The sequence below is a fragment of the Rhodococcus sp. PSBB066 genome (assembly GCF_017068255.1).
In the GTDB taxonomy this organism is placed as follows: domain Bacteria; phylum Actinomycetota; class Actinomycetes; order Mycobacteriales; family Mycobacteriaceae; genus Rhodococcus; species Rhodococcus aetherivorans.
Window position 1 is genome coordinate 235,346 of sequence record NZ_CP070859.1, and the last position, 12,310, is coordinate 247,655.

Here is a 12,310-nt window from a genome sequence, read left to right on the forward strand (position 1 = left end):
TCAGGCCTGTGCTCGCTCCGGCAGGTGCGCCCGCCACTTGACCAGGACGAGCACCAGGCACGCGGCCGCCGCGACGGCGCCCACGACGAACATCGCCGGGTAGGTCAGGACCGGGTACGTCTGTGACAGGTACACCATGGCGGCGGGCACCGCGAAACCGAGATAGCTCAGCGAATAGAACACCGCGGTGAGCCCGGCGAGGTCGTCGGGGCCGGCGATGCGCTGCACCTCCTGCAGACCCGACACCAGTGCCATGCCGTAGCCGCACCCCAGGACGACCGCGGCCAGCAGCGCCAGCGGCACGGTCAGTGCCGCGGCCGCGACCGCCGCCGTGACCATCCCCACCACGAGCAGCGTCAGCGCCACCACCACGGCCCGGGCATTGCGCGGGGTGTCGATCCGGCGGCCCAGCGACTGGATCGCGAAACCGGCACCGAGGGCCACGACGCACAGCAGTGCCGAGAACGCGACCGGCGCGTCGCCGCTGTGTCCGGTCATCAGCGCCGGAATGATCGCGTAGGCCGAACTCGCGGCACCGAACACCCAGGGGGCGACGGGGGCGATCACGAACAGGAAGCGGGCGTGCCCGGCCGCCGGGATCTTCAGATCCTCCCGCAGCGGAGTCCGTTCCACCTCCGGCTGCGCCGGGCGGGTCTCCGGCGTCCGGAGCAGCGCCGCACCGGCGCCGACGCTCAGCCCGATGTGCACGAGGTAGGTCAGGGCGCTCGGCATCGGCGCCCACTGCGCGAGGGCCCCCGCGACCCCGGCCCCGACCCCGAAGCCGGCGGTCAGGCTCATCGCGGCCCGTCGCGCACCGGCACCGGGAGTCGCGCGCGGATCCCAGCGCGGATCGGACAGTTCCTTCAGCCAGCTGCCGCCGACGGCCATGCCGAGACCGAGGGCGATCCCGCAGAGGATGCGACCGAGGATGAGCAGCGGCGCGGAGTCCGCCCCGAGGGCGAGCACCGCGGAACCGGCCAGGCCGACGAACGGCGCGGGCACCATGACCGGTCGCCGCCCGAGCCGGTCGGAGAGAGGGCCGCCGACGAGCAGGGCCGGCACGATGCCCAGGACGTACGCGAAGAGGAACAGGTCGACGACGACCGGCGCGAAACCGTGTTCGAGCCGGTACATCACGAGCAGCGGCGTGAACTCGTTGCCACCCCAGGCGACGGTGAACATCGCGGCGGCCACGAGCAGCCACGTCCCGCGCGGGACCGTTTCCGTAAGTGTCGGCAGCCGACCGGGGTCGGTGGTAGTAGCGGTCACAGTCGTCCCCCTCCGAGTCCGTGCACCTCACGCATGTGCACCTGAAGCGCCTCGTCGAACGCGTCGGCATCCCCGGCGGCGACGAGATCCGCCAGGTGCGTGTGGTCGGCGATGATCTTCTGCAGCTGCGCCGGATCACGAGCGACCGAACGCGCCGTCATCCGTCGCTGGCGTTCACGCAGGCTTGCGTAGAAGTTGTCGAGGAGCGGATTGCCGCCCGCCGCGACGATGCTGCGGTGAAAGTCCGCGTCGGCGCCGCTGAAGGCGCCGACGTCCCCGCGCTCGGCCAGCTCCCGCTGGGTGTCCAGGCATTCGCGCAACGTGCGCTCGAGCCGTTCCCGCGCCTGCGGAGCCGACGCGACGGCGCGCACGGCGTGCGTTTCCAGCAGCCGTCGCGCATCGACGACGTGCTCGGCCTCCCCGTCCGCCACCGGGACGACGAGCGCGCCCCGCTTGGGGTACAGGCGCATCCAGCCCTCCGCCTCGAGCCGGAGGAAGGCCTCGCGCACCGGGGTGCGGCTGCACGACATCCGTGCGGCGATCTCCCCTTCGCTGATCAGATCCCCGCCGGGCAGCTCACCCGAGAGGATCAGCTCCTTGACCTCGCGGTAGGCCGCCTCGGCGGCTGAATACGACATAGACACAAGATGTATTTATACCGTAGGCCGACGGTGGGGCACCACGCGGCCCTGCCGGCTTGCCCAGGAGGGCAAGGTGGAAGGGAGCCATGACCGCGACCGCCTCGGGGAGCTCTTCGCGGCGGCGGCCTCGAATCCGGTGAACCCGTCCATCGCAACAGGCGAAAGCGGTCGTGGGGAGAGCGTCGAGGAGGTTCTGCGGGTCCGTCGCGACGCCCTACCTCGAGCACATGTCGGGCGCCGGAGCCACAATCGGGCTGGGCATTCGAGCGGTGCCGTAGAGAAGAGCCGGCGGGTGACGCGGCAGGAGCAGAGGAGTCCTCGAATGGCGAAGTACCTGATCTCGTTCCCTGGCGAGGCCATGGTGTTCCCCGAGGAGGACTTCGAGGCGGTGGTCGAAGCCTCCCATGCCGTCATCGACGAGGCCAAGGCGGCGGGCGTGTACGTCTTCGCCGGAGGGATCGATGAGGACGTAGACCCGGTGCTCGTGGCCGGTGACGGCACCGTCACCGAGGGCACGTACCCCGGCCACAAGGTGCCCAACGGCGGTTACACCGTTCTCGAGCTGCCCTCGCGGGAGGCGGCACTCGAGTGGGCCGCGAAGATCGCCGTCGCCTGCCGCTGCTCGCAAGAGGTCCGGCAGTTCCAGGACGACCCGGCCCGCTGACGAGGGCAACCCCAGCCGGAGCCGGTCGTGCGTCGCGCGCCCATAATGAAAGGCGTGCAGCAGCGCACAGGGCGGGTGACCCCGACCGGCGGCACCTCGCCGGCCGACCCGGCCACCGACGCGCCGACCAGCCCTACACCCTCAACTGCGAAGAGCCGCCGCCATACTCGGATGCACTGAAGGGAGCGTGATGAGACCACCGCCGACGTGGGGCGATCGGCTGCACGCGGTTGCGATGGGCAGCGTCGCCGGCGGCGTCGCGGTGTACTGGCTCGACTACTTCACTGCCGGACATGTCAGGTCGTCCGACGATGCCGCCTATATCGCGTTCGAGAACGCCTTTCCGGCCGCCGACGGACTGATGGCCGCGAGCTTCGCAACGAGTGCCTGGCACCTGACAAGGGGACGAGCGGTCGCCATCCCGCTTGGGATCGCGGCCGGCGGCGCGATGACATTCCTCGGGGCCATGGACACGCTGTGGAACCTCGAGCACGGCAGCTACCGGCACATGACTGCGGACATGGCGGTCGAGACCGGGATCAACATCATCTCGCTCGCGTTCGGGCCATGGACGGTTGCCCGGCTGTGGCGGCGGCGCGAGGCACTGGCAGGCTGATCGGACTGGAGAAGGTCGTCGACACGCTGCACCCGGGCAGGTAGCCGCCGGCGGTCTACGCGCCAACCCGCACCTCTCCCTGATCGACTCTCACCGACTGGGGCACCTATCGCCTGTGCTTCAGTAGGACTTGCGCCGCCACGGCTCGACGGTGAGGTGTCCTGCAACGATGACCATGGGTGCGCTCCACTCCTGTCGCCTTCGCCTCCAGCCCGCCGGGCTGTTCCGCTGAGATAGACCTCCAGGGCAGGAGAAATTCGTCGTTCAGCATCCCGAACCAGCCGGCGAACACCGACACACCGCGCACAGCGGCCCGTCCCCTCATCGAGTGGAACTCGAGGAGACAATGCCCGTGGGCTACCAGCGGCACAACCTGGTGCATGCACCGCAATGACCAACTCTCACACGAAACGGAGCAGTTCACGGGCCCGGTCACGGCCGTGAACGCAGACTTCCGGAAGGAAATGGCGGCGCCCCGGAAAAGACACGAAAAATGCCGGAAGCCCCCCAACGAGGTTGGGGGGCTTCCGGTAACGGGTGTTCGGCGGTGTCCTACTCTCCCACACCCTGTCGGGTGCAGTACCATCGGCGCTGGAGGGCTTAGCTTCCGGGTTCGGAATGGGACCGGGCGTTTCCCCTCCGCTATGGCCGCCGTAACTCTGTGAAACTGTCCACACTCCTTCGGAGTGAATGGAGTGAACGCCGCCCTCTTTCACGGGGGCTGCGCCCACTCGATTCCCCGAAGAACATGGTGAATCGAGTGTGTTGTTTCAGATACCGCACAGTGGACGCGTAGCTTCTTTGTGGTAAGTCCTCGGCCTATTAGTACCGGTCACCTGCATGCGTTACCGCACTTCCAGTTCCGGCCTATCAACCCGGTGGTCTGCCGGGGGCCTTACCCCCTCGAGGGGGTGAGAAACCTCATCTTGGAACAGGCTTCCCGCTTAGATGCTTTCAGCGGTTATCCCTTCCGAACGTAGCCAACCAGCCGTGCCCCTGGCGGGACAACTGGCACACCAGAGGTTCGTCCGTCCCGGTCCTCTCGTACTAGGGACAGCCTTCCTCAAGTTTCTAACGCGCGCGGCGGATAGAGACCGAACTGTCTCACGACGTTCTAAACCCAGCTCGCGTGCCGCTTTAATGGGCGAACAGCCCAACCCTTGGGACCTACTCCAGCCCCAGGATGCGACGAGCCGACATCGAGGTGCCAAACCATCCCGTCGATATGGACTCTTGGGGAAGATCAGCCTGTTATCCCCGGGGTACCTTTTATCCGTTGAGCGACACCGCTTCCACATGCCGGTGCCGGATCACTAGTCCCGACTTTCGTCCCTGCTCGACCTGTCGGTCTCACAGTCAAGCTCCCTTGTGCACTTGCACTCGACACCTGATTGCCAACCAGGCTGAGGGAACCTTTGGGCGCCTCCGTTACATTTTGGGAGGCAACCGCCCCAGTTAAACTACCCACCAGGCACTGTCCCTGAACCCGATCAGGGTCCGAGGTTAGAGGTCCAATACGATCAGAGTGGTATTTCAACAACGACTCCACCCACACTGGCGTGCGGGCTTCCCAGTCTCCCACCTATCCTACACAAACCGAACCGAACACCAATACCAAGCTGTAGTGAAGGTCCCGGGGTCTTTTCGTCCTGCCGCGCGTAACGAGCATCTTTACTCGTAGTGCAATTTCGCCGAGTCTGTGGTTGAGACAGCAGAGAAGTCGTTACGCCATTCGTGCAGGTCGGAACTTACCCGACAAGGAATTTCGCTACCTTAGGATGGTTATAGTTACCACCGCCGTTTACTGGGGCTTAAATTCTCAGCTTCGCGGAGTGAACTCCGCTGACCGGTCCTCTTAACCTTCCAGCACCGGGCAGGCGTCAGTCCGTATACCTCGTCTTACGACTTCGCACGGACCTGTGTTTTTAGTAAACAGTCGCTTCTCTCTGGTCTCTGCGACCACCCCCGGCTCACGGAGCAAGTCCGGTCACCGGGACTGGTCCCCCTTCTCCCGAAGTTACGGGGGCATTTTGCCGAGTTCCTTAACCACAGTTCTCTCGATCGCCTCGGTATTCTCTACCTGACCACCTGTGTCGGTTTGGGGTACGGGCCGTGTGAAAGCTCGCTAGAGGCTTTTCTCGGCAGCATAGGATCATGGAATTCGCCTCATTCGGCTACGCATCACCTCTCAGGCTGTGTGCGACACGGATTTGCCTGTGTCACGCCCTACGGGCTTACACCGGTACAACCACTGACCGGCCCCACTACCTTCCTGCGTCACCCCATCGCTTGGCTACTACCACCGAAGGTCCCGTGCAGCAGGCTCTCGGCTCCCGAAGGAACTCGATCACCCTTTGGACGGTTAGTACCGATGATTCACCAGGGGCGCGTTCACACGGGTACGGGAATATCAACCCGTTGTCCATCGACTACGCCTGTCGGCCTCGCCTTAGGTCCCGACTCACCCTGGGCGGATTAACCTGGCCCAGGAACCCTTGGTCATTCGGCGGACGAGTTTCTCACTCGTCTTTCGCTACTCATGCCTGCATTCTCACTCGCGCAGCCTCCACACCTGGATCACTCCGGCGCTTCCCCGGCTGCACGACGCTCCCCTACCCACCCACACACCTGGCTCGCCCCCCGCAGGGAACGAGCGGGCTAATGTGAGTGCCGCGGCTTCGGCGGTGTACTTGAGCCCCGCTACATTGTCGGCGCAGAACCACTTGACCAGTGAGCTATTACGCACTCTTTCAAGGGTGGCTGCTTCTAAGCCAACCTCCTGGTTGTCTCAGCGATCCCACATCCTTTTCCACTTAGTACACGCTTAGGGGCCTTAGCCGGCGATCTGGGCTGTTTCCCTCTCGACTACGAAGCTTATCCCCCGCAGTCTCACTGCCGCGCTCTCACTCACCGGCATTCGGAGTTTGGCTGATTTCGGTAAGCTTGTGGGCCCCCTAGACCATCCAGTAGCTCTACCTCCGGTGAGAAACACGCGACGCTGCACCTAAATGCATTTCGGGGAGAACCAGCTATCACGGAGTTTGATTGGCCTTTCACCCCTACCCACAGCTCATCCCCTCAGTTTTCAACCTAAGTGGGTTCGGGCCTCCACGACGTCTTACCGTCGCTTCACCCTGGCCATGGGTAGATCACTCCGCTTCGGGTCTAGAACATGCCACTACAGACGCCCTGTTCGGACTCGCTTTCGCTACGACTACCCCACACGGGTTAACCTCGCGACATGCCACTAACTCGCAGGCTCATTCTTCAAAAGGCACGCCGTCACCCCCAGCAGACCAAACTGCTCGAAGGCTCCGACGGATTGTAAGCGCACGGTTTCAGGTACTATTTCACTCCCCTCCCGGGGTACTTTTCACCTTTCCCTCACGGTACTAGTCCGCTATCGGTCACCAGGGAGTATTCAGGCTTATCGGGTGGTCCCGACGGATTCACAGCAGATTTCACGGGCCCGCTGCTACTCGGGTATTCGAATCGACAGTCACCGCGTTTTCGTCTACGGGATTCTCACCCTCTACGACAGGCCGTTCCAGACCATTTCGACTAACACAGGCGATTTCTCACTGTCGGCCGGCGCGGCAGCACCGACACATCGAACCCCACAACCCCGAACACACAACCCCTGCCGGGTATCACATGTATCCGGTTTAGCCTCTTCCGTTTTCGCTCGCCACTACTCACGGAATCACATGTTGTTTTCTCTTCCTGTGGGTACTGAGATGTTTCACTTCCCCACGTTCCCTCCACACGCCCTATATATTCAGGCGCGGGTAACACGACATCACTCGTGCTGGGTTTCCCCATTCGGAAATCCTCGGATCACAGCTCGGTTGACAGCTCCCCGAGGCATATCGCAGCCTCCCACGTCCTTCATCGGCTCCTGGTGCCAAGGCATCCACCGTACGCTCATAAACACTTACAACAAAGATGCTCGCGTCCACTGTGCAGTTCTCAAACAACACACAACAACCGGTACCGGAAGAAGAAACAACCCCTTCGTTCCCGATCATCGTCGCTGACAAAACACTCGCGTGTTCTCTCAGGACCCAACAGTGCACCGATATAACCACCGCAGAAGGACACTCGGGTCCTTCCCGCGCGGTGATGACTGTCAGCGTTCCACCCATGAGCACCACCGGATTACGTGTGAATCCGAAATGGCTCTGCCCGTGGCGGAGTCACCTGTGTGACCCACCGACGGGAGTTGCTCCTTAGAAAGGAGGTGATCCAGCCGCACCTTCCGGTACGGCTACCTTGTTACGACTTCGTCCCAATCGCCGATCCCACCTTCGACGGCTCCCTCCCACGAGGGGTTAGGCCACCGGCTTCGGGTGTTACCGACTTTCATGACGTGACGGGCGGTGTGTACAAGGCCCGGGAACGTATTCACCGCAGCGTTGCTGATCTGCGATTACTAGCGACTCCGACTTCACGGGGTCGAGTTGCAGACCCCGATCCGAACTGAGACCGGCTTTAAGGGATTCGCTCCACCTCGCGGTATCGCAGCCCTCTGTACCGGCCATTGTAGCATGTGTGAAGCCCTGGACATAAGGGGCATGATGACTTGACGTCGTCCCCACCTTCCTCCGAGTTGACCCCGGCAGTCTCCTGCGAGTCCCCAACCGAATTGCTGGCAACACAGGACAAGGGTTGCGCTCGTTGCGGGACTTAACCCAACATCTCACGACACGAGCTGACGACAGCCATGCACCACCTGTACACCGACCACAAGGGAAACCCCATCTCTGGGGCGGTCCGGTGTATGTCAAACCCAGGTAAGGTTCTTCGCGTTGCATCGAATTAATCCACATGCTCCGCCGCTTGTGCGGGCCCCCGTCAATTCCTTTGAGTTTTAGCCTTGCGGCCGTACTCCCCAGGCGGGGCGCTTAATGCGTTAGCTACGGCACGGATCCCGTGGAAGGAAACCCACACCTAGCGCCCACCGTTTACGGCGTGGACTACCAGGGTATCTAATCCTGTTCGCTACCCACGCTTTCGCTCCTCAGCGTCAGTTACTGCCCAGAGACCCGCCTTCGCCACCGGTGTTCCTCCTGATATCTGCGCATTTCACCGCTACACCAGGAATTCCAGTCTCCCCTGCAGTACTCAAGTCTGCCCGTATCGCCTGCAAGCCCGCAGTTGAGCTGCGGGTTTTCACAGACGACGCGACAAACCGCCTACGAGCTCTTTACGCCCAGTAATTCCGGACAACGCTCGCACCCTACGTATTACCGCGGCTGCTGGCACGTAGTTGGCCGGTGCTTCTTCTGTACCTACCGTCACTCGCGCTTCGTCGGTACTGAAAGAGGTTTACAACCCGAAGGCCGTCATCCCTCACGCGGCGTCGCTGCATCAGGCTTGCGCCCATTGTGCAATATTCCCCACTGCTGCCTCCCGTAGGAGTCTGGGCCGTGTCTCAGTCCCAGTGTGGCCGGTCGCCCTCTCAGGCCGGCTACCCGTCGTCGCCTTGGTGGGCCGTTACCCCACCAACAAGCTGATAGGCCGCGGGCCCATCCTGCACCGGAAAACCTTTCCACCCCGGAACATGCATCCCGAGGTCCTATCCGGTATTAGACCCAGTTTCCCAGGCTTATCCCGAAGTGCAGGGCAGATCACCCACGTGTTACTCACCCGTTCGCCACTAATCCACCCAGCAAGCTGGGCTTCATCGTTCGACTTGCATGTGTTAAGCACGCCGCCAGCGTTCGTCCTGAGCCAGGATCAAACTCTCCGTTGAAGACTCACAATCAAACCCCGAAGGGCCGATCAGTCATAGACATCGAGCCAAATCACCAGCAAAAAACTCAAACCAGCAAAAAAACACTGACCACCACAGACGGAAGAATGCGGCAGCCAGCAACAACCACCCCCCGAAAAGAGAGGCGGTCGCACCAAAAATATTTTGGCACTGACATTCATCGGCACACTGTTGAGTTCTCAAAGAACACGCACACACCATCACCCACGAACCGAGGTCCGCGGCGCTCCGGGGCAACCGTTCCAGCCTACCCACACCACCCGGCGAAAACAAACCCGACGCGCTCGGTGGGATCGGCAACGGCCCAGAACCCTACCAGAAGATTCCGAACCGAACAATCAGGCGCCTGCGTCCAACCTCGTTGTCCCGGGCCCCTGCGGGCCGGGTCGGTGTCCGTGTCGCTCTGACCTGGAATAAGTTACGTGAACATTGCGCTCTCACCAAATCGCCTGGTCAGACCGCTTTTCTGCGCCGAGTCAGGGCACCCAGTACTTCACGGCCAGCTCCTCCACGACGGCATCGCCCTCGGCGGCCTGCTCCAGCAGCGCCAGGTCGAGGTCGATGTCGATGAGCCGGGGGTTGTCCCCTTCGGCGTCACCGAGAGGGCGCCCGCCGTCTTCGCCGCGCTGGCGCAGAATCTTCGCTCGCACCCGCTCTTTCAACGACTCACTCATAAGTCGAGTGTACTGAGGGGGCGCCGCCCGAGCGGGGTGCCGAGCGGCGAAGACCGACCTAGTGGTCGTCGTCGCGCCGGCGGAACACGCGCATCGCGGTGGGGATGAGAACGACCAGGGCGCCGACGATCAGAACGATCGAGAAAATTTCCAGAAGCACACGTGCCATCATCCGGCACGGAGGGCGCCGGCGGGCGACTTCGTCGTGGGCGAGCGGACCGGAAGGGTCCCCCGGTCGACGAAGGCCCTCCACCCGTCTTCCGGGTGAAGGGCCTTCGTCGCTCCGAGCTGCCTGCGAGAATCGAACTCGCGACCTTTTCATTACGAGTGCTATTAGAGCCGTGACGTCAAGTCGCACCCGATGCCATCAACGCAGGTCAAACCGCATTTCACGTTCAGGCAGTGCCAACGCGAGGCGACCGGTCTCACGCAGTCTGCGACCGGAATGCGACCGGATCGGCCGGCAACCACAGTGCCGAGCACCACGGTTCACGCGCGCGGCAATGCTACAAACCATGGCACAAACCCAGGCGGGCCACCAACACCCCGTGACGCGACTCCTCTCAGCCCTTCTCCTCCGATCCCAGGAAAAGGGTTGAGGTGTGGTGTTCGTTGCCACGGCTGGTGTGTTGCTTCGGGGGCAATGGTTGGGTTGGTCTGTATCCCGCAGGGTTATGGTTGCGGGTTTTCGGGGGTACGGGAATGTGCGTACCCCTGGTCAATCGAGGGTCATGGGCAGGTGTGGGATTTGTGTGCCGTCGTCGAGGGTGTGGAGTTTCGTGCCATGCCAGTAGCGGGGGATGGCGTTGGTGTGGGTTTGGCGGTGGATGCGGCGGTTGCGGCGTGTGATGGCGCCGACTGCGAGGCTGAGGGCGTCTGCGTGGTCGTCGTGGCCGATGCCGGCTGGTACTTCGATCTTCAAATTGCCATGCTGCAACTCGGTGTACTGAAGGTTGTTGAGTTCTTTGAGGAGGGGGCCGTGGTTGGGGAGGATGAGTTGCCGGCGCTGTAAGAGCACCTTGAGTTGGCCGAAGTTTGCCGTCTTGGACTGGGCGGATGTGTGGATCTGGTGGATTTGGGGTCGGCCCTGGAGGGTGTTGAGGCGCTTCTTGCGGGTGGCGTTGAGCATCTGTGTGGCGGGTCCACCGACACCGTTGGTTTCGCTCATGACGTGCCGCATGTTGTAGTGGGTGCCGACTGTCCAGATGCGATCCACAAAGTCTTGGTAGGGCATCTGTTGGTGGCCTTCGATGTGGGCGACGAAGTAGATGGGGTCGTGTTCGCGGTGTTCGTTGAGTCCGCCGTGGTCGTCGAGGGTGCCGACGCAGGCGAGGACGTTGAGGTCTGACATGCCCCAGTCGATGCCGGCGTAGACGTGTCCGCCTGCGGGCTGGTTGGTGTAGGGCGTGGGTGTGGTGTCGGTGGTGTAGACGTAGTCGACGGTGCTCGCGTTGAGTTCTTCCGTGGTGAGGAAGCTGCCGGTTTCGTCGGCCCATTCGGCGAGGTACTCACGCCGGAACTTGTCGCTTGGTAGGGCTCGTTTGCGGTCTTCGAGGGCTGCCCGGTCGGCTAGCGGCGAATCGTACGAGGTCCAGGTGAAGGACTCGACCGAGTCGTCGGGGTGCTTGAGGCCACGCTCGAAGTTGCTGCGGTACCAGTGGTCGCGTCCACCCCAGGGGGTGCCGGCTGCGATGGTGCGTCCGGCGGGTTGGGCGGCGATGGTGGTGCCCCATGCTGCGTCCCAGATGTCGTCGGAGATGAGTCCGGATTCGTCGAGGATCAACAGGTCGACGGTTTCGCCTCGGATGCGGGCTTCGGAGGTGGGGACGGCTTCGATGGTGGAGCCGTTGGTGAAGCTGAGGACGTTCTTGAGGTCTCCGACGATGCCGGCTTCGAGTCCTGCCTTGCGGGCCATCTTGGTGATCTTCGCGAGGAGCTTTTCGGCCATTTTTTCGCCGCCGCTGATGATGTAAACGGTGGCGTTGCGTTTGGTCACGGCGGTGTGGAGTGCCAACACGGCGAGGATTTCGGACTTGCCGGACTGGCGGCCTGCGCACAGCACCCGGAGGCGGGCCGTGGATTGTGCGACCTGCCGCTGATACGGGAACAGGTCGGCTTTGAGGACTCGCTGGGCGAACAGGATCGGGTCGGTGGCGACCGTGGAGAGCGTTGTGGTGGTCACTGGTCGCCCTCCTCGGCGGCTTCGGTGAGGACCGTGACGATGTCTTTGACGTGGTGGTCGTCGCGGCGTGCCTGGGCTAGATCCTTGGTGATCTTGGCGCGGGCCACGGGGTCGAGTCCGAGGCGTTCCCGGACCTTGTTGGCGTGGGCTTGGAGACGAAGCAGATAGTTCGCGGCGGGTTTGATGCCGCCGTTGGGTCCGAGGTCACCGCCGGTTTCTGCCAGCCACCGTTCGCCTTGTTCGATGCGGGCTTCGGTGCGTGCCCAGTCGACGAGGGCTGCCTCGTAGGACGGGTCGTTGAGGTAGTCGCAGGTGTCGCGGGCTTCGTTGACGAGCTCGGCCATGCGCACGGAGATGAACCGGTCGCTGCGACTCCACATGCCGTGTTTCAGGCTTTTGGTGTGCTGCGGCTCGAACGGGGGGCGTTGCCACGCGGGGCGGTTGTTGTTGTGGGGTTCGAGGTCGGACATGCAACCTCCCGGGGTGCG

The 12,310-nt window shown here is 63.0% G+C and carries 7 protein-coding genes and 3 rRNA genes; 2 read left to right on the forward strand and 8 right to left on the reverse strand.

Translation table 11 applies throughout. The features are described from left to right. Both JYA75_RS01100 and JYA75_RS01105 read right to left on the reverse strand, forming a co-directional pair. The gene (locus JYA75_RS01100) at positions 1-1,182 is read right to left on the reverse strand and encodes an MFS transporter (RefSeq protein ID WP_230304602.1); all 1,182 of its coding nucleotides are present in this window, start codon (positions 1,180-1,182) and stop codon (positions 1-3) included. An 83-nt stretch (positions 1,183-1,265) separates the two neighbouring features. Continuing rightward, positions 1,266-1,907 (reverse strand): GntR family transcriptional regulator, encoded by a 642-nt coding sequence (locus JYA75_RS01105; protein ID WP_006930442.1) that lies wholly within the window; start codon positions 1,905-1,907, stop codon positions 1,266-1,268. Between the two features lie 325 nt (positions 1,908-2,232). Here JYA75_RS01105 and JYA75_RS01110 point away from each other — a divergent pair, with 325 nt between their 5' ends. Then, complete coding sequence (locus tag JYA75_RS01110; RefSeq protein ID WP_006930444.1) at positions 2,233-2,574, forward strand: YciI family protein; 342 nt, start codon at positions 2,233-2,235, stop codon at positions 2,572-2,574. 190 nt (positions 2,575-2,764) lie between these two features. Further along, complete coding sequence (locus tag JYA75_RS01115; protein WP_239010516.1) at positions 2,765-3,190, forward strand: hypothetical protein; 426 nt, start codon at positions 2,765-2,767, stop codon at positions 3,188-3,190. Between the two features lie 539 nt (positions 3,191-3,729). On the opposite strand, the gene rrf is transcribed toward JYA75_RS01115, so the two are convergent. The 6 genes from rrf to JYA75_RS01145 all read right to left on the reverse strand — a co-directional run bounded on the left by rrf (position 3,730) and on the right by JYA75_RS01145 (position 12,292). Further along, positions 3,730-3,846: ribosomal RNA gene (gene rrf / locus JYA75_RS01120) — 5S ribosomal RNA — on the reverse strand. A gap of 146 nt (positions 3,847-3,992) precedes the next feature. Next, a 23S ribosomal RNA gene (locus JYA75_RS01125) occupies positions 3,993-7,130 on the reverse strand. A gap of 293 nt (positions 7,131-7,423) precedes the next feature. Next, a 16S ribosomal RNA gene (locus tag JYA75_RS01130) occupies positions 7,424-8,945 on the reverse strand. The 16S, 23S and 5S rRNA genes sit together here, the layout of an rRNA operon. Positions 8,946-9,442: 497 nt before the next feature. Next, entirely contained in the window at positions 9,443-9,640 is a 198-nt protein-coding gene (locus tag JYA75_RS01135; RefSeq protein ID WP_029547229.1) for a hypothetical protein, read from the reverse strand. 718 nt (positions 9,641-10,358) lie between these two features. After that, positions 10,359-11,822, reverse strand: a complete 1,464-nt coding sequence (locus JYA75_RS01140; protein ID WP_203329588.1) for a terminase family protein — start codon at positions 11,820-11,822, stop codon at positions 10,359-10,361. Further along, complete coding sequence (locus JYA75_RS01145; protein WP_203329589.1) at positions 11,819-12,292, reverse strand: hypothetical protein; 474 nt, start codon at positions 12,290-12,292, stop codon at positions 11,819-11,821. Before JYA75_RS01145 ends, JYA75_RS01140 begins: the two co-directional genes overlap by 4 nt. Positions 12,293-12,310: the final 18 nt, after the last annotated feature.